11 protein-coding genes, 21 tRNA genes and 2 rRNA genes are annotated in these 19,252 nt (G+C 42.5%); 32 read left to right on the top strand and 2 right to left on the bottom strand.

What is annotated here, in order from left to right:
- From FXW34_RS04285 to FXW34_RS04175, 23 genes are all read left to right on the top strand, one after another.
- Positions 1 to 127 (top strand): 23S ribosomal RNA (locus tag FXW34_RS04285); the annotation flags it as partial.
- Positions 128 to 254: 127 nt separating this feature from the next.
- Positions 255 to 371 (top strand): 5S ribosomal RNA (rrf, locus tag FXW34_RS04280).
- Positions 372 to 383: 12 nt separating this feature from the next.
- Positions 384 to 459 (top strand) — tRNA-Val (locus FXW34_RS04275).
- Between the two features lies 1 nt (position 460).
- Positions 461 to 536: transfer RNA gene (locus FXW34_RS04270), tRNA-Thr, on the top strand.
- 6 nt (positions 537 to 542) lie between these two features.
- Positions 543 to 618, top strand: a tRNA-Lys gene (locus tag FXW34_RS04265).
- Between the two features lie 105 nt (positions 619 to 723).
- A tRNA-Leu gene (locus tag FXW34_RS04260) sits at positions 724 to 805 on the top strand.
- Positions 806 to 816: 11 nt separating this feature from the next.
- A tRNA-Gly gene (locus FXW34_RS04255) sits at positions 817 to 888 on the top strand.
- 12 nt (positions 889 to 900) lie between these two features.
- Positions 901 to 989: transfer RNA gene (locus FXW34_RS04250), tRNA-Leu, on the top strand.
- A 12-nt stretch (positions 990 to 1,001) separates the two neighbouring features.
- Positions 1,002 to 1,078 (top strand) — tRNA-Arg (locus FXW34_RS04245).
- Between the two features lie 103 nt (positions 1,079 to 1,181).
- A tRNA-Pro gene (locus FXW34_RS04240) sits at positions 1,182 to 1,258 on the top strand.
- A gap of 19 nt (positions 1,259 to 1,277) precedes the next feature.
- Positions 1,278 to 1,353, top strand: a tRNA-Ala gene (locus FXW34_RS04235).
- A 22-nt stretch (positions 1,354 to 1,375) separates the two neighbouring features.
- Positions 1,376 to 1,452: transfer RNA gene (locus FXW34_RS04230), tRNA-Met, on the top strand.
- Between the two features lie 5 nt (positions 1,453 to 1,457).
- Positions 1,458 to 1,534: transfer RNA gene (locus FXW34_RS04225), tRNA-Ile, on the top strand.
- Between the two features lie 16 nt (positions 1,535 to 1,550).
- Positions 1,551 to 1,643: transfer RNA gene (locus FXW34_RS04220), tRNA-Ser, on the top strand.
- Positions 1,644 to 1,818: 175 nt separating this feature from the next.
- Positions 1,819 to 1,892, top strand: a tRNA-Met gene (locus FXW34_RS04215).
- A 3-nt stretch (positions 1,893 to 1,895) separates the two neighbouring features.
- Positions 1,896 to 1,972, top strand: a tRNA-Asp gene (locus FXW34_RS04210).
- Between the two features lie 5 nt (positions 1,973 to 1,977).
- Positions 1,978 to 2,050: transfer RNA gene (locus tag FXW34_RS04205), tRNA-Phe, on the top strand.
- A gap of 33 nt (positions 2,051 to 2,083) precedes the next feature.
- A tRNA-His gene (locus tag FXW34_RS04200) sits at positions 2,084 to 2,159 on the top strand.
- A 12-nt stretch (positions 2,160 to 2,171) separates the two neighbouring features.
- Positions 2,172 to 2,245 (top strand) — tRNA-Gly (locus FXW34_RS04195).
- A 4-nt stretch (positions 2,246 to 2,249) separates the two neighbouring features.
- Positions 2,250 to 2,323: transfer RNA gene (locus tag FXW34_RS04190), tRNA-Ile, on the top strand.
- 24 nt (positions 2,324 to 2,347) lie between these two features.
- A tRNA-Asn gene (locus FXW34_RS04185) sits at positions 2,348 to 2,422 on the top strand.
- A gap of 7 nt (positions 2,423 to 2,429) precedes the next feature.
- Positions 2,430 to 2,520, top strand: a tRNA-Ser gene (locus FXW34_RS04180).
- Positions 2,521 to 2,528: 8 nt separating this feature from the next.
- Positions 2,529 to 2,600 (top strand) — tRNA-Glu (locus tag FXW34_RS04175).
- A gap of 1,298 nt (positions 2,601 to 3,898) precedes the next feature.
- Here the strand turns inward: FXW34_RS04175 and FXW34_RS04170 are convergent.
- Complete coding sequence (locus FXW34_RS04170) at positions 3,899 to 4,090, bottom strand: hypothetical protein (protein WP_147532718.1); 192 nt, start codon at positions 4,088 to 4,090, stop codon at positions 3,899 to 3,901.
- Between the two features lie 211 nt (positions 4,091 to 4,301).
- On the opposite strand from FXW34_RS04170, the gene glgB reads away from it, so the two are divergent.
- From glgB to FXW34_RS04145, 5 genes are read left to right on the top strand one after another with little or no spacing between them, the layout of a single operon-like run.
- A complete protein-coding gene (gene glgB, locus FXW34_RS04165) occupies positions 4,302 to 6,248 on the top strand; it encodes a 1,4-alpha-glucan branching protein GlgB (protein WP_147532717.1) in 1,947 nt (648 codons plus the stop codon).
- Positions 6,190 to 7,368, top strand: a complete 1,179-nt coding sequence (locus FXW34_RS04160) for a glucose-1-phosphate adenylyltransferase (protein ID WP_147532716.1) — start codon at positions 6,190 to 6,192, stop codon at positions 7,366 to 7,368. Before glgB ends, FXW34_RS04160 begins: the two co-directional genes overlap by 59 nt.
- 54 nt (positions 7,369 to 7,422) lie before the next feature.
- Positions 7,423 to 8,445 carry a glucose-1-phosphate adenylyltransferase family protein gene (locus FXW34_RS04155; protein ID WP_147532715.1) on the top strand — a complete coding sequence of 341 codons (1,023 nt, stop codon included), beginning with the start codon at positions 7,423 to 7,425 and terminating at the stop codon, positions 8,443 to 8,445.
- Positions 8,442 to 9,896 carry a glycogen synthase GlgA gene (glgA, locus tag FXW34_RS04150; protein WP_147532714.1) on the top strand — a complete coding sequence of 485 codons (1,455 nt, stop codon included), beginning with the start codon at positions 8,442 to 8,444 and terminating at the stop codon, positions 9,894 to 9,896. Before FXW34_RS04155 ends, glgA begins: the two co-directional genes overlap by 4 nt.
- Positions 9,886 to 12,282 carry a glycogen/starch/alpha-glucan phosphorylase gene (locus FXW34_RS04145; protein ID WP_147532713.1) on the top strand — a complete coding sequence of 799 codons (2,397 nt, stop codon included), beginning with the start codon at positions 9,886 to 9,888 and terminating at the stop codon, positions 12,280 to 12,282. The genes glgA and FXW34_RS04145 overlap by 11 nt, the downstream gene beginning before the upstream one ends.
- Before the next feature lie 579 nt (positions 12,283 to 12,861).
- Here the strand turns inward: FXW34_RS04145 and FXW34_RS04140 are convergent.
- Positions 12,862 to 13,797 (bottom strand): 1,4-dihydroxy-2-naphthoate polyprenyltransferase, encoded by a 936-nt coding sequence (locus FXW34_RS04140; protein ID WP_147532712.1) that lies wholly within the window; start codon positions 13,795 to 13,797, stop codon positions 12,862 to 12,864.
- Between the two features lie 405 nt (positions 13,798 to 14,202).
- On the opposite strand from FXW34_RS04140, the gene FXW34_RS04135 reads away from it, so the two are divergent.
- Genes FXW34_RS04135 through menB form a run of 4 tightly spaced genes read left to right on the top strand, consistent with a single transcriptional unit; the run spans position 14,203 to position 19,001 of the window.
- Entirely contained in the window at positions 14,203 to 15,603 is a 1,401-nt protein-coding gene (locus FXW34_RS04135; protein ID WP_147532711.1) for an isochorismate synthase, read from the top strand.
- Position 15,604: 1 nt separating this feature from the next.
- On the top strand, positions 15,605 to 17,359 hold the full coding sequence (gene menD, locus FXW34_RS04130) for a 2-succinyl-5-enolpyruvyl-6-hydroxy-3-cyclohexene-1-carboxylic-acid synthase (RefSeq protein WP_147532710.1): 1,755 nt from the start codon (positions 15,605 to 15,607) through the stop codon (positions 17,357 to 17,359).
- Positions 17,356 to 18,165: a 2-succinyl-6-hydroxy-2,4-cyclohexadiene-1-carboxylate synthase gene (menH, locus tag FXW34_RS04125; RefSeq protein WP_147532709.1), complete on the top strand. Its 810-nt coding sequence runs from the start codon at positions 17,356 to 17,358 to the stop codon at positions 18,163 to 18,165. Before menD ends, menH begins: the two co-directional genes overlap by 4 nt.
- 17 nt (positions 18,166 to 18,182) lie before the next feature.
- The gene (gene menB / locus FXW34_RS04120) at positions 18,183 to 19,001 is read left to right on the top strand and encodes a 1,4-dihydroxy-2-naphthoyl-CoA synthase (RefSeq protein WP_147532708.1); all 819 of its coding nucleotides are present in this window, start codon (positions 18,183 to 18,185) and stop codon (positions 18,999 to 19,001) included.
- Positions 19,002 to 19,252: the final 251 nt, after the last annotated feature.

Here is a 19,252-nt window from a genome sequence, read left to right as displayed (position 1 = left end):
TCAAGATGAGATTTCCCATAGCGTAAGCTAGTAAGATCCCTGAAAGATGATTAGGTTGATAGGTCAGAGGTGGAAGCGTGGCGACATGTGGAGCTGACTGATACTAATCGATCGAGGACTTAACCAAGTTTAGGTGATATCTTATTTATATTTCTTCTACATTATCTAGTTTTGAGAGAATGAATTTTAAATTTTTCTCTTGCAAAATTCATAAAAGATATTATAATAAATAATGTCGCTATGAAAAATAATAGTCTGGTGGCGATAGCGAGAAGGTCACACCCGTTCCCATACCGAACACGGAAGTTAAGCTTCTCAGCGCCGATGGTAGTTGGGGGCTCTCCCCCTGTGAGAGTAGGACGCTGCCGGGCTGTTATACAATTGGAGGATTAGCTCAGCTGGGAGAGCATCTGCCTTACAAGCAGAGGGTCGGCGGTTCGAGCCCGTCATCCTCCACCATGCCGGTTTAGCTCAATTGGTAGAGCAACTGACTTGTAATCAGTAGGTTGGGGGTTCAAGTCCTCTAGCCGGCACCATTTTTCGAGCCATTAGCTCAGTTGGTAGAGCATCTGACTTTTAATCAGAGGGTCGAAGGTTCGAGTCCTTCATGGCTCACCATTTTAGAGGTGGGAAATCAGAAGTCGGAAGTTAGAATGTTTGTTTTGCTTCGAAGCAATACTAAAATTCTGACCTCTCATATCTGACATCTGACATCTTATATTTGCGGGTGTGGCGGAATTGGCAGACGCACTAGACTTAGGATCTAGCGCCGCAAGGCGTGGGGGTTCGACTCCCTTCACCCGCACTTGATTATATGCGGAAGTAGTTCAGTGGTAGAACACCACCTTGCCAAGGTGGGGGTCGCGGGTTCGAATCCCGTCTTCCGCTCTTACTATTTTTGCCGGGGTGGCGGAACTGGCAGACGCACAGGACTTAAAATCCTGCGGTAGGTGACTACCGTACCGGTTCGATTCCGGTCCTCGGCACCATCTTTAATATATGCGCCCGTAGCTCAATTGGATAGAGCGTCTGACTACGGATCAGAAGGTTATGGGTTCGACTCCTTTCGGGCGCGCCATTTCTAGAAGTAAGAAATCAGAAGTGATAAGTCAAATTGAAAGAAAAGCTTCGAAGCAATTCTGAAATTCTGACATCTAACATCTGAACTCTGACATCTAAATCGGGAAGTAGCTCAGCTTGGTAGAGCACTTGGTTTGGGACCAAGGGGTCGCAGGTTCGAATCCTGTCTTCCCGACCATCCACACTTCTTATTTAATGGGGCCTTAGCTCAGCTGGGAGAGCGCCTGCTTTGCACGCAGGAGGTCAGCGGTTCGATCCCGCTAGGCTCCACCAATTTAATCTCAAATACCATTATGGCGGTGTAGCTCAGCTGGCTAGAGCGTACGGTTCATACCCGTAAGGTCGGGGGTTCGATCCCCTCCGCCGCTACCATATTGGGACCTTTAGCTCAGCTGGTTAGAGCAGACGGCTCATAACCGTCCGGTCGTAGGTTCGAGTCCTACAAGGTCCACCATTAATATTTTTATCGCGGAGGAATACCCAAGTCCGGCTGAAGGGATCGGTCTTGAAAACCGACAGGCGGGTTAAACCGCGCGGGGGTTCGAATCCCTCTTCCTCCGCCATTTTATTTATAAAATTAATATTTATTTTTACCGTCGCGGGGTGGAGCAACGAGCGTTACTTCATCGAAATACTGCGAGTTGTACCGATTGAGAGGCTACTTGAATAAGCTTTCCGAAATCGGGACAGCCCTTACTAAATCTAAGGGCATGAATAAAATATTATAATTTTTACCGTCGCGGGGTGGAGCAGCCCGGTAGCTCGTCGGGCTCATAACCCGAAGGTCGCAGGTTCAAATCCTGCCCCCGCAATATGGTCCGGTAGTTCAGTTGGTTAGAATGCCTGCCTGTCACGCAGGAGGTCGCGGGTTCGAGTCCCGTCCGGACCGCCATTTATGGCTCAGTAGCTCAGTCGGTAGAGCAATGGACTGAAAATCCATGTGTCGGCGGTTCGATTCCGTCCTGAGCCACCTTTATCATCTTTAAAAATGATTGACATTATGGCGATTGTGGCGAAGTGGTTAACGCACCTGATTGTGGTTCAGGCATTCGTGGGTTCGATTCCCATCAGTCGCCCCATTAAAATTTTACGCGGGTGTAGTTTAGTGGTAAAACCACAGCCTTCCAAGCTGTTGTTGTGGGTTCGATTCCCATCACCCGCTCCATTAAGGGCCTATAGCTCAGCTGGTTAGAGCGCACGCCTGATAAGCGTGAGGTCGATGGTTCGAGTCCATTTAGGCCCATTTTCTATATAAACTTTTTATTGTTCCGCAGTAGCTCAGTGGTAGAGCAATCGGCTGTTAACCGATCGGTCGTAGGTTCGAGTCCTACCTGCGGAGCCATTTATTTGGGGAAGTACTCAAGAGGCTGAAGAGGCGCCCCTGCTAAGGGTGTAGGTCGGGTAACCGGCGCGAGGGTTCAAATCCCTCCTTCTCCGCCAGATAAATTGGCCCCTTGGTCAAGCGGTTAAGACACCGCCCTTTCACGGCGGTAACACGGGTTCGAATCCCGTAGGGGTCATAGGAAAAAGCTATTAACTACTAAGTTAATAGCTTTTTTGTGTTTCGTAGATTAGGCAAGCGAGTGTATGATGCCCGTGCCGTCCAATAATGGATAGCAACTGTAACCATAGGAGGTGTATGATGCCCAATCACCGCCAAAATGAATCGCAGCGGTAACCATAGGAGGCGTATGGTGCCCGTCCATCCCCAAAAACAAACCGAACGGTAACCATAGAAGGCGTATGATGCCCGTGCCACCCAAAAAACAAACCGAACGGTAACCATAGAGGCTGTATGATGCCCGTCCACCCAAAAAAACAAACCGAACGGTAACCATAGGAGGCGTATGGTGCCCGTCCATCCCCAAAAACAAACCGAACGGTAACCATAGAGGCCGTATGATGCCCGTCCACCCCAAAAAACAAACCGAACGGTAACCATAGAAGGCGTATGATGCCCGTGCCACCCAAAAAACAAACCGAACGGTAACCATAGGAGGCGTATGATGCCCGTGCCGCCCAAAAAACAAACCGAACGGTAACCATAGAGGCTGTATGATACCCGTCCACCCCAAAAAACAAACCGAACGGTAACCATAGGAGGCGTATGATGCCCGTCCACCCCAAAAAACAAACCGAACGGTAACCATAGAAGGCGTATGATGCCCGTGCCACCCAAAAAACAAACCGAACGGTAACCATAGAGGCTGTATGATACCCGTCCACCCCAAAAAATAAACCGAACGGTAACCATAGAAGGCGTATGATGCCCGTGCCGCCCAAAAAACAAACCGAACGGTAACCATAGAGGCTGTATGATACCCGTCCACCCCAAAAAACAAACCGAACGGTAACCATAGAAGGCGTATGATGCCCGTGCCACCCAAAAAACAAACCGAACGGTAACCATAGAGGCTGTATGATACCCGTCCACCCCAAAAAACAAACCGAACGGTAACCATAGGAGGCGTATGATGCCCGTGCCGCCCAAAAAACAAACCGAACGGTAACCATAGGAGGCGTATGATGCCCGACCACCCCAAAAATCAATCATAACGGTAACCATTGGAGGCGTATGATGCCCAATAACCCCCAAAAAGAATCGAAACGGTAACCATAGGAGACGTATGATGCCCGATCGCCCCAATAATCGATCATAACGAGAACCATAGCAAATGAATGATTCCCATAATCAAGCAAAAATCGTCTCAGCGGTAACTTAAACTTCATATCGTGCCACCACTTATAAATTTCCAACCAAATTACAAAAAATTCCAAAAATGTTATTTTAAAATAACAAAATACAGGTGTTATACAACTACCTCAACTGCTGTTCTATATCATCTGATGGTAATTTTGAACCAGGATTGTTTAGATCTAGATCTGATATAAATCCTGTGGAAGGACCTCGGAACATATCGCCTGTCGCTAGTATTTTTCCATCTGGAGCCTCAAATAGTGGGACCTTCTCTTCGTTGTTTTCTAGCCGTTTTCCTGGTTGCGCTTTCATTTTAATAGACCCCCTTTTGTGTTTATGTTTATTTTGTCAAATCAACATGTAAAATATGTCGAATTAGAACAAATCACAGTGAATCGACTCGGTATGTATCATAAAAGAACAGATACTGTCTTAATATTTGGAAAATTATCGGTAGGATAATAATGGATATCGAGGTATAGTACTAAATAGGCCAAGTAAAAAAAGGGTGGCGGGGTGTCATATGACAGTGAAAACATTTTTACCAACTGAGTTTGAATTATATCTTTTTCATGCTGGTACATTGTATGAAGGCTATCAATTATTTGGTGCACATATCTTTGAAGAAGATAGTAGACAATTTACTAGATTTTGTGTGTGGGCTCCACATGCAACAGAGGTAAATGTTGTTGGAGATTTTAATAATTGGAATGGATTGGGGTATTCGTTACATAAGTTAAATAAAGAGGGAGTTTGGGTGCTCGTTCTCGAGGGAAACCTTGAGGGCTCATTATACAAGTATGAAATTATTTCGCAAACTGGGGAACGACTTTTAAAAGCTGACCCATATGGTTTCTACTCAGAGCTGAGACCACGTACAGCTTCAGTTGTATACAACCTAGACGGTTACAAATGGAACGACCAGGCATGGAAGCGGAAGAAGGCAAGAAAAAGTGCGGCTAATGATCCGATGGTGATCTATGAAGTCCATGCAGGCTCGTGGAAGAAAAAAGAAGACGAAAGCTTCCTAAATTATCGTGAATTGGCTGATGAGTTAATTCCTTATGTACTTGATGAGGGATTTACCCATGTGGAGCTATTACCACTTGTTGAACACCCGCTCGATATCTCTTGGGGATATCAAGGTGTTGGATATTATTCCTTAACAAGTCGTTATGGCACACCAGATGATTTTATGTATTTTGTTGATCAATGTCATCAGCACGGACTAGGAGTTATTCTAGATTGGGTACCGGGGCATTTTTGTAAGGATGCTCATGGCCTGTATCGGTTTGATGGAGATTACGCTTATGAATACAAAGCAGAACATGATCGTGAAAATCATGTTTGGGGAACAGCTAATTTTGATTTAGGTAAGAAAGAGGTTCATAGCTTTTTAATTTCCAACGCGCTGTTTTGGATGAAACATTACCATATCGATGGATTTAGAGTAGATGCAGTTTCAAACATCATTTTCTGGCCAAATTCAGACGGCCAACATGTGAATACGTTTGGACTTGATTTTCTAAAGCATTTAAATCAGATTGTCCACCAACAGGATCCTACGGTTATGATGATTGCGGAAGATTCCACGGATTGGCCCCAAGTAACGGTACCGGTTGAACACGGCGGACTCGGCTTCAGCTATAAATGGAATATGGGCTGGATGAATGACATGCTGAGCTACATGGAAACAGAACCGGAGCATCGTTCTACGCAGCACAATAAGGTCACATTCTCTTTTCTATATGCCTTTTCAGAAAAATTCATACTTCCTTTTTCACACGATGAGGTTGTTCATGGAAAGAAATCACTTCTGAATAAAATGCCTGGGGATTATTGGCGTAAGTTTGCGCAACTAAGATTGTTGCTTGGCTACATGATGGCTCATCCAGGGAAAAAATTACTGTTTATGGGAACAGAATTTGGTCAGTTTTCCGAATGGAAGGATAAGGAACAGTTAGATTGGAACTTATTTGACTATGAGATGCACGTTAAGATGAATGAGTATTGGAAACAATTATTAAAAATATATAAGCGTTCAAAACCATTATACGAGCTGGATCATACGTATGAGGGGTTTGAATGGATAGATGTAAACAATCAAGATCAGTCTATTTTTTCATTTATTCGTAAAGGAACAGGCTCCGATGAATTTTTGATTGTGGTGTGCAATTTTAGTGAGCTACCATATGAAAATTATAAAGTAGGGGTACCAAAGGCAGGAACCTATCGAGAAATTATCAATAGTGATGCTACCGATTTCGGTGGTGCTAATAATGTTAATAAGAAAGTACTTAAAGCAATAGATGAACCATTTCACGGTAGACCGTACCAGATTGAAATGACGATTCCTCCTTTTGGAATCACTGTATTGCGCCCTGTAAAACAAAGAAAGGAGCTGGGAGATAGTGGGAAAGAAAAAGTGCGTCGCCATGCTGTTGGCAGGAGGAAAGGGAAGCAGGCTTAATTCCTTAACAAAGGAGATTGCTAAGCCGGCTGTACCATTTGGAGGAAAATATCGAATTATTGATTTTGCATTAAGTAATTGCACAAATTCAGGCATCGATACAGTTGGTGTTTTAACTCAGTACCAACCGCTATTATTGAATTCATATATCGGCATCGGCAGTGCATGGGATTTAGATAGAAGAAACGGTGGAGTAACAGTACTTCCTCCATATGCAGAAACATCGGAAGTGAAATGGTATTCCGGTACGGCTAGTGCAATCTATCAAAATATCAATTATTTAACCCAATATGACCCAGAGTACGTGTTAATCCTTTCTGGAGACCATATTTATAAAATGAATTACGAAGCAATGCTAGATTTCCACAAGGAAAAAGGCGCGGATGTAACGATATCAGTTATTGAGGTTCCATGGGATGAAGCGAGCCGCTTTGGCATCATGAATGCTGCGGATGATATGAGCATCACTGAGTTTGAAGAAAAGCCAGATTTTCCAAAAAGCAATTTAGCTTCGATGGGAATTTACATCTTCAATTGGAAGGTGTTAAAAGAATACTTGATCAAGGATAATGACACTCCGAATTCCAGTCACGATTTTGGAAAGGATATTATTCCACGCTTGTTAGAGGAAGAGAAAAAGCTAGTAGCTTATCCTTTTAAAGGCTATTGGAAGGATGTTGGTACTGTTCGCAGCCTTTGGGAAGCGAATATGGACCTGTTGGATGAAAAATGCGAATTGAATCTATTTGATCCATCATGGCGCATCTATTCTGTCAATCCGAACCAGCCTCCACAATATATTTCACCGCAAGCCTCCGTGTTAGGTTCGATGATTAACGAAGGCTGCACAATTGAAGGAGATGTGGAACGCTCTGTCATCTTCCAAGGAGTTACGATTGAAGCCGGCGCGGTGGTACGTGAATCAGTGATCATGCCAGAAGCCGTAATTGGTAGAAACGTGTACATTGAGAAGGCGATTATTCCTGGAGGGATAACCATACCAGATGGGGCAGTGATTCGTGGTACGGAAGACCCAGAGGGCATTATTTTAGTATCAGAAGAGATGCTTGATGACATAGAAATACAAACAGAATCGACGCTGAAAAAGAAGATTGGATAAAAAGATAAAGCGAAATTTGTTTGCGATAGATAAATAATTGGGAGGGTTTCAGCGTTGAAAAAGAAATTATTAGGGGTAATCGATGCAACCTATAAAGGGGATCTAGAGGAGCTTATTATCGAACGGTCTTTGGCGGCTGTTCCATTTGCGGGACGCTACCGATTAATTGATTTTGTGCTATCTAGCATGGTGAATTCGGGTATTAAAAGTGTAGCACTTTTTCCAAAATATCAATATCACTCACTTATGGATCATTTAGGATCCGGTAGAAATTGGGATTTAAACCGCAAGCGCGATGGGTTGTTCTTATTTCCACCACAATTGTTCGACCTGCCTAATGGGGGCAACTCGTTTGATCAGTTTGCTGCACATTTAAGCTTTTTCAAGCGTAGCTCACAGGAATATACATTAGTTGCGAATTGCTTTACAGTGGCCAATATCGATTTCCGGACGATTTTAGATGCGCATATCGATGCAGATTGCGATATTACTGAGCTTCGTCATGAGGGCAAGTCGATGGATATGTACTTATTAAAGACATCTCTATTAATTGAGCTACTGGAGAACCATGAGAAAACAGGATTTACTTCAATGAATGATGTTGTTCATTCACTGAATCATGATTACAAGGTTTGTTATTACCAATTTAAAGGCTATGCAGTGATGGTTGACTCTGTGAAAAAGTATTATGAAACGAGCATGGAGTTTTTACAGCCAGCGATTTGGAAAAAATTCTTCCAAAAGGATCAGCCAATCTTTACGAAGGTAATGGATGAGCCACCGACGCTATATGCGAAAGAGGCGTCGATTCAAAACTCGATGATTGCCAATGGCTGCCAAATTGATGGAAGAGTTGAAAACAGCATCATTGCCAGAGGCGTAAAAGTTGGGAAAAATACCGTCATCAAAAATAGTGTGATACTACAAAAATGTGAGATTAGCGATAATTGCATTCTGGAAAATGTCATTCTAGATAAAGATGTAATTATTGAGTCTGGAAGAAGAATTCGTGTTTCACCAGATGCACCAAAAATTCTTCGCAAGGATACGGTTCAAGGAGCTCTGATGAATTCGTGAAAATATTGTTTGCAGTCTCAGAATGTACTCCATTTATCAAATCAGGTGGGCTTGCAGATGTTGCTGGTTCCCTGCCACAGGAGCTTGTGAATCAAGGTACTGATATTCGCGTGATTCTTCCAAACTATGGAATGATCGCCCAAAAGTATAAGCTTAAGATGAAGAAAGTAACTGATTTCACTGTCAAGGTTGGTTGGAGAAATCAATATTGTGGAGTTATGGAGCTTAAGCTTGATGGAGTAACGTATTACTTTATTGACAACGAGTATTATTTTAAACGTGATGGTTTATATGGATATTTCGATGATGGAGAGAGATTTGCCTTTTTTAATCGTGCTGTCCTCGATGCGATCAGTCATTTGGATTTTTCCCCAGATATTATCCATTGCCACGATTGGCATACTGGAATGATTCCATTCTTGTATCGGGTTGAATATTACCGCAAGCCAGGCTATGAATTCATCCGTACGATTTTTACGATTCACAATTTAATGTTTCAAGGTGTTTTTCCGAAAGAAACGATGGATGATTTATTAGGTATTCACAGCAAGTATTTTAATCAGGATCATTTAGAGTTTTTCGGAAATATCAATTTCATGAAAGCCGGCCTTGTGTCGGCGGACATGATCACGACCGTTAGTCCGACATATCTCGAGGAAATTCAAACGGCATATTTCGGTGAAAAGCTGGATGGTCTTCTTCGTAAACGCCAATCTGATTTAAAGGGGATTTTAAACGGGATTGATGATGAATTTTATAATCCTGCTAATGATCCGCTTATTCATCAAAATTATGATGTGCAGAAGTTGGAGAAGAAGCTTGAGAATAAACGTTTTATTCAAAAAACACTCGGTCTTCCGCAAAACGATGACATTCCGATTGTGGCGATGATTACTCGATTAACAAAGCAAAAGGGTCTTGATCTTGTTAAAGCTGTTTTTCATGAGATGATGGCAGAAAAAATTCAAATGGTCGTGTTGGGTACGGGGGATTTGGAGTTCGAATGGTTCTTCCGTGAAATGGAGCACCGTTATCCAGACCAGGTCCGAGTTCAAATTGGCTTCAATGAAGAATGGGCACACCAGCTTTATGCTGGCTCTGATTTGTTCTTGATGCCGTCTAAATTCGAGCCTTGTGGTCTAGGACAATTGATTGCCATGCGTTATGGTAGTATCCCGCTCGTTCGGGAAACTGGCGGACTAAATGATACGGTACAAGCATATGATGAATGGTCGGATAAAGGGAATGGATTTTCGTTCACGAACTTCAATGCACACGATATGCTGTATACATTGCGTCGTTCCTTATCTTTCTATCATTATAAAAAACCAACTTGGAAAAAGTTGGTGAAAACAACGATGTCAAAGGATTATAGCTGGGCGCAATCAGCATTTCAATACAATCGGCTTTATTCCGAACTGATATCAAGGAGTGAAAGCCATGTTTTCTAATAAACAGGAATTTCAACACGCCTTTTTAAAGCGACTAGAGATGATGTGTGGTAAACCGTTTAAGGAAAGCACGAAGAGTGACCATTTTTTAACCCTTGGTCATATGATTCGAGAATATGTTAGCTCCAATTGGATTCATACGAAAGAAAAGTACCGGTTGAACGGTCAAAAGCAAGTTTACTATTTATCGATTGAGTTCCTGCTTGGCCGCCTTTTGCGCCATAATTTAATGAATTTAGGAATTGAAGAATTGGTGGAAAGCGGTTTGAAGGAGCTTGGCGTAGATTTAGGTGACTTGGAAGAGATTGAGTCTGATGCAGGTCTAGGAAACGGCGGATTAGGTCGACTTGCTGCTTGCTTTTTAGATTCTCTTGCTTCATTAAATCTCCCTGGTCATGGCTGCGGGATTCGTTACCGTCATGGACTGTTCGAGCAAAAGTTTGTTGATGGTTATCAGGTTGAGCTTCCCGAACAATGGCTCCGTTATGGACAAGTTTGGGAGGTCCGAAAAAATGACTTAGCCGTTGAAGTGCCGTTCTGGGGCGAAATCGAAGCTTATAATGACGAGAAGGGTCGCCTTTGCTTCCGTCATATAAATTCTGAAGTGGTTACGGCTGTCCCCTATGATTTGCCTGTAATTGGCTATCAAACGGAAACGGTTAATACACTCAGGTTATGGAGTGCCGAGCCTTCACCATATCCATTTTACCGAGATGTGATGAGGTATAAGCGGGAAACTGAGGCAATATCTGAGTTTCTTTATCCAGATGATACACATGATGATGGGAAAATCCTTCGTCTTAAGCAGCAATATTTGCTTGTTTCTGCAAGTGTTCGGACCATCATGAGAGGCTTCCGGGCAACGCATCGCCCACTCTCAGAGTTGCCTGATCGGATTGCGATACATATTAACGACACTCATCCTGTCATGGCAATCCCTGAAATGATGCGGATTCTTCTTGATGAGGACAAGCTGAGCTGGGAAGAGGCTTGGGATATTACAACGAGAACGATTTCCTACACAAATCATACTACCCTTTCTGAGGCGTTGGAGAAATGGCCTGTCCGCTTGTTCAAGCCATTGCTACCACGTATTTATATGATTATTGAGGAAATCAATCGCCGTTTTTGTGAGGATTTGTGGAAGCAATATCCTGGCGATTGGGATCGCATCAATAATATGACCATCATTACTCATGATGAGGTAAAGATGGCGCATCTTGCCCTTGTTGGAAGCTTCAGCATTAACGGGGTAGCGCAAATTCACACTGATATTTTAAAAAATCGAGAAATGAATCAGTTTTATCAAATTTTTCCCGATAAGTTTAATAATAAGACGAATGGGATTACCCATCGCCGTTGGTTGGTAAAATCCAACCCTAAGCTTTCAAACTTAATTACGAGTGCAATTGGAATTGACTGGGTTCATGACCCGCAGCAATTGGTCAAACTAAGGGAATTTCAGAATGACAGAGGCTTTTTAGATTCGCTACGTGTAGTAAAACAGGATAACAAGTTTCGGTTCGCACAAAGGGTATATGAGCAAACGGGCATCAGTATCGATCCCAATTCGATTTTTGATGTTCATGTGAAGAGACTCCATGCCTACAAGCGGCAGTTGTTGAATATTCTTCACATTATGCATTTGTACAATCGCTTAAAAGAGGATCCAGGCTTTAAAATGTATCCACGGACGTTCATCTTTGGTGCAAAGGCTTCACCAGGCTATTATTATGCTAAGAAAATCATCAAGCTCATTAATACCGTTGCGGATCGGATTAACGGGGACCCTGATGTTCACGATATGCTGAAGGTAGTATTCTTGGAAAACTACCGCGTTTCAGTTGCGGAGGAGCTATTTCCGGCAGCTGATGTCAGCGAGCAGATTTCGACCGCGAGTAAGGAAGCCTCTGGTACTGGGAATATGAAGCTCATGATGAATGGAGCGTTAACTGTCGGCACACTTGATGGAGCAAATGTGGAGATTAAAGAAAAAGTCGGCGACGATAATATCTTTATTTTTGGCTTAACTGCCGAAGAGGTTCTCCATTTCTATCAAAATGGCGGCTACCATTCAATGGAATACTATCATCACGATAAAAAGATACGCCAGGTGATTGACCAATTAACAAATGGCTTCTTCTCTGATGTCGATGATGAATTCGTGCCAATCTACGATTCATTGTTAATTCAAAACGATCAGTATTTTGTACTAAGAGATTTTGATTCATATGTTTCGATTCATAAAGAAGTAGAAAACAAATTTAGGGATCGGGATATGTGGATCAAAATGAGCTTGCACAATATTGCTGGCTCAGGTTATTTCTCAAGTGACCGGACGATACAAGAATACGCCAATGGTATTTGGAAAATCAACCGTGGGTAATGTCTGATTATAAAAAATGGCTCGGGATTATGCTCCTGAGCCGTTTTTCTATTTAGGAATGTAATAGTATCTTATAGGAAAATGCACAAGCACCTAACTCAGGAATGAAGGAACTCTTATTGATTACTTATTTTATGTGTACCCCTTAAAACGAAGTAGCCAATCACCTTCATTGAGTAGTTATTTTATTCGTACCCCCGAAAACGAAGTAGCCAATCGCGCTCATTGGTTACTTGGTTTATGCGCAACCCTGAAAACGAAGTAGCCAATCACCCTCATTGAGTACTTGTTTTATGTGTACCCCTTAAAACCAAGTAGCCAATCGCCCTCATTGAGTACTTATTTTATGTGTACCCCTGAAAACGAAGTAGCCAATCGCCCCTATTGAGTACATATTTTATGTATATCCCTTAAAACCAAATAGCCAATCACCCTTATTGATTACTTATTTTATGTGTAACCCCGAAACCAACTAGCAAACTGCTACTTTCCATTCCAATCCCCTAAAATCGTGCAGCAGACAAGAAAAGACCCAAGTGCAAATAACACCTGGGTCGTAATAACATTTAAGATTTAAAATTATAGTAAATAGGAAATAAACAATCCGATAGAAAGCAGGAATCCAAAGATTGTGTTCGTTTGTGCAGTTGCTTTCATTGCTGGCATCATTTGCAACGGCATGTTGTTCTTGAAGAACCCGATTATTGCATTAAGTGGCTTTGGTGCACTCAACACAACAACAGCTAACCATGGCGTTACGATACTCAAGAAAATTAATGCAAACACCCAAGCATATGAAACAATGAACATACCAGCTAAAAATAGAATAGCACCTTTTCTGCCTAGTAAAATCGCTAATGTTTTACGTCCGAACTTTTTGTCTCCGTCTAAATCCCGTATATTATTGGCCATCAGAATGGCACCTACTAAAATAGTACTTGGAATCGATACAAGAATCGCTGTATCAGAGACAGTTCCAGTTTGAATGAAGAACGAAATTAATACGATTAAGCAGCCCATGAAAAAGCCGGCAAATAGTTCACCAAACGGAGTATAAGCAATTGGAATCGGACCGCCTGTGTATAAATAACCCATAAGCATTGATACAGAACCAATCAAAGCAAGCCACCAGCTTGTGCTGGCACAAATGTAAACCCCGAGTAATAGCGAGATTCCGTATAAGGCTAACGCAATATATAGAACCGTTCTTGCTTGAATTCCTTCTCTTACGATTGCTCCGCCAATTCCCACTGACTCAGCTGTATCTAAACCTCTTTTAAAATCATAGTATTCATTAAACATATTGGTTGCAGCCTGGATGAGTAAACAAGCAAGCAACATTGCAGCAAAAAGTCCAATATGAATATCAGTATGCGGCATTGCTAACGCAGTTCCGAGGAGCACTGGTACAAATGCTGCAGTTAACGTATGAGGTCGAGTAAGTTGCCACCAAACACCCCAGCTGGTCCGTTTTACAACCGATGAAGACTTTGTATTTTGCATTTGTGGTTGCATATATTAGACTCTCCTTTGCAAAAATTATAGAATCAAACTTTATTATTTTACTGAAAAAATCAAAACCTGTCAAAGGAGCACTTAATCTAAGTGTAAAAAATGTCGAAAGGTTAGTCAATTATTATCGTGGGATTGGAAAACAATATCAAAAGGATGATATTATTGGATGGAAGGATAGTTTTATAAGGAAAACTAAGCCTGAAGCGGAAATTTACTGGGTCAATTTACAAATCTGATAGAAATAGTGTGACCAATTTGTATAGACTTGGTGAAATGACATAATAATAAGGAAAATACTAGGATGCGATTATACGCCAATTATTGACATGATTTTTAAAAAGGGGTATCTTATAATAAGTTTAAAATGAAAGGATAACAGTCTTTTTTGCTGTTATTGGGGGGATTATTTTGGTAATCTTACATTCGGGGTTAAAGACGCGGATCTTCGAAGCGATTTCAAAGGCCAAGGCTTTAACTTTACCTGTTTTAGTTAGTGAAGTTCAAAAAATTGATCCTATCGAACCCCTGTCATTTTTCTTTTCTGGTAGTGAAAAATACTTTGGTGAACGTTTCTTTTGGAAGGACGCATCAAGCCAAAGCTTTTTAGTTGGTTTAGGGATTTGTCAGCAATTTGAAACAGATCAGGTAACTGATCGTTTTAATTATGTCCAAAACGAGTGGAAGCGCTTTATTGAAAATTCGATTATCTTTAATCCTTTTTCACATATGGGCGTAGGTCCGGCTCTATTTGGTGGCTTTTCTTTTGATCCATTAAAAACCAAAACCGCGCTTTGGTCTAATTATTCAAATTCACTATTTCACATTCCAAAGTATATGCTTTCAATAATTGAAGGGCAAGCATACTTAACAACAAATATTCTTTGCACTGAAGATGATGATACATCTATGGTGGAGCAAGTTTGGCAAGAGCGTGAGCGGTTATTGTTAACGGCCAATCGTTCTTTTTCTTTTTATAGAAGTCAACTTGAAAGAACAGAGGAAATACAGCCAGAAGCTTGGAAAAAAACAGTCGATGCAATTGTTGATGAATTAAAGGAAGGCCCACTGAAAAAAGTTGTACTAGCCCGTGAGCTCAGATTGCATTTCAATGAGCCGGTGCAGGTTGAAAAGGTACTTGAGAACTTGTTCAGTGAACAGCCTGATAGCTTTATTTTTGCGTTTGAATCCGAGGGAGATTGCTTTGTTGGCGCATCACCTGAACGTCTTTTGAAAAAGAACGGCAATGATGTGTTCACAACCTGTTTAGCAGGTTCAATCAAACGGGGGAAAACGCTTGAAGAGGATAAGGTGTTGGGTGCTGACATCTTAGCTGATCAAAAAAACTTAATTGAACATCAGTATGTTGTAGATATGATTAAAGAGGCGATGAGCGAGGTATGTACGGAAGTAATACTGCCTAATCAGCCACAATTGATGAAAATGCGTGATATCCAGCATTTATATACTCCGGTTATTGGAAAAACCGATGATGATGCGTCACTACTGCAAATCATCGAACGACTCCATCCGACACCCGCACTTGGTGGCTTGCCCAAAAAAGAAGCTGTTGAAAAAATCCGTGAAGTTGAGTTGCTCGACCGCGGCTTTTATGCCGCGCCAATCGGCTGGCTTGACTATCGTGGTAACGGAGAGTTTGCCGTTGCGATTCGCTCCGGTTTAATTCAAGGGAACGAAGCATCTTTGTTTGCCGGCTGCGGTGTTGTTGCCGATTCAGATTCAGAAAGTGAATACTTAGAGACAAACATTAAGTTTCGTCCGATGTTAACCGCGCTTGGAGGAGAATAACATGAATCACCAGGAATCACTTACTGCATATTTAGCAGCATTTGTTGGAGAGCTTGTACAATCAGGTTTGACTGATGTAGTCGTCAGCCCCGGTTCACGATCAACTCCACTTGCGTTAATGATGGCCGAGCATCCCGGCCTTCGGGTACATATCCAAATTGATGAGCGTTCTGCAGGATTTTTTGCATTAGGAATAGCCAAGGCGTCCCATAAATCGGTGGCGCTTCTTTGTACTTCCGGGACTGCTGCAGCCAATTACTACCCAGCGGTGGTAGAAGCGAATATTTCACGAGTACCGTTGATTGTGCTGACTGCAGACAGACCGCATGAACTTCGCGATGTCGGAGCGCCCCAGGCGATTAATCAAATACACTTATATGGCAACCATGTGAAATGGTTTGTTGAGATGGCCTTACCCGAAGCAACGAATGAAATGATTTCATACGCCCAAACCGTTTGTGCCCGGGCGATTGCCACTTCACAAATGACTCCTGCCGGTCCGGTTCATTTGAATTTTCCATTCCGTGAACCGTTAATCCCGCAGCTCGATGATCCAGAGCTATTTGAAAAATATCGACGGGTAAAAGGCTCGATTAAGATTCATGGTGGTCAATTAACATTGCCACTGGGTGAATTTACTCGGTTGGCTCAAACATGGTCAAACTCGGAAAAAGGAATCATTGTTTGTGGTCCGATCGAAGATTCATCATTTCAAGCTGCACTTTTAGATTTGGCAGAGAAGCTGCAATTCCCGATTTTAGCCGACCCATTATCACAACTGCGAAGCGGCCAACATAGCAAGGATTTAGTAATCGATACATATGATACATTTTTAAGAAATCAACCAGCAAAGGATTATGTGAAACCTGATATCGTCATTCGCTTTGGGGCGATGCCGGTCTCGAAGGCACTGACGATTTTCTTAAAAGAAAACAGTGAAGCGACTCATTATGTAATCGATGGTGGTGGAGGCTGGCGCGATCCAAATGCGATTACTTCAGAAATGATTTATTGCGATGAGGCTTTGTTGTGTCAAGCAGTGCTACCGCATATTTCGGCGCGGAGCCAATCAAGCTATTTACAGCGCTGGACAGGCTTGAACACCGTAACAAAGCAAAGCTTAACCATCGTAAATGATGAGACAAAGCTTAGTGAAGCTAAATTATTTTATCGTTTGGCAGAGTTGCTACCGGAAAATGCGACTGTATTTGTCGGTAATAGCATGCCAATTCGCGATTTGGATTCTTTTTTCCATAATAATGATAAAAATATTCGCGTGATGGCTAATCGTGGTGCGAATGGCATCGATGGAATTGTTTCGACTGCCTTGGGCGCGGCATTTGTCCATCAGCCGCTCTATTTAATATTAGGCGATTTAACTCTCTTCCATGATTTGAATGGTTTAGTAGCGTCGAAAATGCATAGTATCCCGATTGATGTTGTTGTGATTAATAACAATGGTGGCGGTATATTTTCCTTTTTACCCCAATCAAATCATCCGAAGCATTTCGAATTATTATTTGGCACGCCAGTTGATCTTGATTTTAGCCATGCTGTCCAATTGTACGGTGGTGAATATACAAAGGTTAACGATTGGGAGCACTTGGCTCAATCGCTTGAGAAACCTGCGCAAAATGCTGGTTTGAACGTGCATGAGCTCGTAACAGAACGCGACACAAATTTAAAAGAGCATCGAGAATTGTGGAAAAGTGTTTCCCAGGAAATAGAAATTTGGCTTAAAGGTGCAGCTCAATGAAGATAAGTGTTAACGGGATTCACTACCATGTTGAGGTCGTGGGTGAGGGCTTTCCACTCGTGCTGCTTCATGGATTTACCGGTGCAGGCACGAACTGGCGCGGTTTTAGTGACAAATGGTCGGAGCAGTCTCAGTTAATCATGGTTGATATCATTGGACATGGTGAAAGTGATGCTCCTAGCGATTCTTCGCGTTATTTAATGGATAAGGTAGTCGAGGATTTAGCCGCATTGCTATCGAAGTTAGGCGTTGATTGTGCTGATTTTCTTGGATATTCGATGGGCGGCCGTTTGGCATTGTCGTTTGCATTAGCTCATCCAGAAATGGTCAGAAAGCTTGTATTGGAAAGTGCTTCTCCAGGATTAAAGACGGAGGAAGAACGGGCGCAGCGTCGGGAAAGCGATGCGAAGCTTGCAGCGTTTATTTCCACCGAAGGCATCGAAAAGTTTGTTGATTTTTGGGAAGAAATCCCTTTGTTTCAAACGCAATTGGGGCTCCCTGAAGAGGTGCGTAAAGGGATTCGAGAGCAACGCTTATCCAATTCTGTTGAAGGGCTTTCGGGTAGCTTGATTGGAATGGGCACAGGTGCTCAAATGTCGAACTGGGAGGCGCTTGAGCAGCTTACCAGTGAGACATTGCTGATAACCGGTTCACTTGATAAAAAGTTTTGCCAAATTGCGAGTGAAATGTGCCAATTGGTGAAAAATAGCAAATGGATTGTAGTTGATGCTTGTGGTCATGCAATTCATGTGGAACAAGATGAAAAATTTGGTACAATAGTAAGGGAGTTTCTACAATCTACATAATTAAGGAGGAAGAGTTTATGACAGTTGAATGGGTAGCTCGTAAACAATACGAAGACATTCTTTATGAAACATACAATGGCATTGCCAAAATTACGATTAACCGTCCAGAAGTACGCAATGCATTCCGTCCAAAAACGGTAATGGAGCTAATTGATGCTTTTGCAGAAGCTCGTGATGACAGTGAAGTTGGTGTTATCATCTTAACAGGTGCAGGAGATGACGCATTCTGTTCAGGTGGAGACCAAAAAGTGCGCGGTCATGGTGGCTATGTTGGTGATGACAAAATCCCACGCCTAAATGTGCTTGACCTGCAACGCTTAATCCGTGTAATTCCTAAGCCAGTTGTGGCAATGGTTAAAGGTTATGCAATCGGTGGCGGACATGTATTACATATCGTGTGTGACTTAACAATTGCAGCTGACAATGCAAGATTTGGACAAACTGGTCCAAAAGTAGGTAGCTTTGATGCTGGTTACGGTTCAGGCTATTTAGCTCGTATCGTTGGACATAAGAAAGCTCGTGAAATTTGGTACCTATGCCGCCAATACAATGCTCAAGAAGCATTAGACATGGGACTTGTTAACACTGTTGTTCCGCTTGCTCAAGTGGAAGAAGAAACAGTTAAGTGGTGTGAGGAAATGCTTGAAATGAGCCCAACTGCACTTCGTTTCTTAAAAGCAGCGTTCAATGCTGATACTGACGGACTTGCTGGTATTCAGCAATTCGCAGGGGATGCAACTTTGCTTTATTACACAACTGATGAAGCCAAAGAAGGACGCGATGCGTTCAAAGAAAAACGCAAACCAGACTTTGGCAAATTCCCACGTTTCCCTTGATTTTAGAAAAGCGGAAGCGGCTTGACCAGCCCGACAAGCTTAAGACGAGCCGGCCGAAAGGTTGTAGTTTACCTTTTGGACGGATTGGCTTAAGACCTCGAGGGGCTAGCCGCAGGAGCTAGACAAGTCGAAAAGCGGAAGCGGCTCGATAAGCCCCGACAAGCATAAGACGAGCCGGCCAGAAGGTCGCACGTTGACCTACTGGGCGGATTGGCTTAAGACCTCGAGGGGCTAGCCGCTGGAGCTAGACA

Origin of the sequence: Bacillus marasmi, assembly GCF_902168435.1 — a bacterium.
Lineage (GTDB): Bacteria > Bacillota > Bacilli > Bacillales > Cytobacillaceae > Bacillus_BU > Bacillus_BU marasmi.
Note: the sequence above shows the minus strand (reverse complement) of the source record. Positions and strands in the feature narration are given on the sequence as shown.

Bases quoted from the DNA above. Each gene is read 5' to 3' on its own strand.
- FXW34_RS04145 (WP_147532713.1), top strand. From the start codon at position 9,886: ATGTTTTCTAATAAACAGGAATTTCAACACGCCTTTTTAAAGCGACTA.
- FXW34_RS04140 (WP_147532712.1), bottom strand. From the start codon at position 13,797: ATGCAACCACAAATGCAAAATACAAAGTCTTCATCGGTTGTAAAACGG.
- menB (WP_147532708.1), top strand. From the start codon at position 18,183: ATGACAGTTGAATGGGTAGCTCGTAAACAATACGAAGACATTCTTTAT.
- glgB (WP_147532717.1), top strand. From the start codon at position 4,302: ATGACAGTGAAAACATTTTTACCAACTGAGTTTGAATTATATCTTTTT.
- menD (WP_147532710.1), top strand. From the start codon at position 15,605: ATGAATCACCAGGAATCACTTACTGCATATTTAGCAGCATTTGTTGGA.
- menH (WP_147532709.1), top strand. From the start codon at position 17,356: ATGAAGATAAGTGTTAACGGGATTCACTACCATGTTGAGGTCGTGGGT.
- FXW34_RS04170 (WP_147532718.1), bottom strand. From the start codon at position 4,090: ATGAAAGCGCAACCAGGAAAACGGCTAGAAAACAACGAAGAGAAGGTC.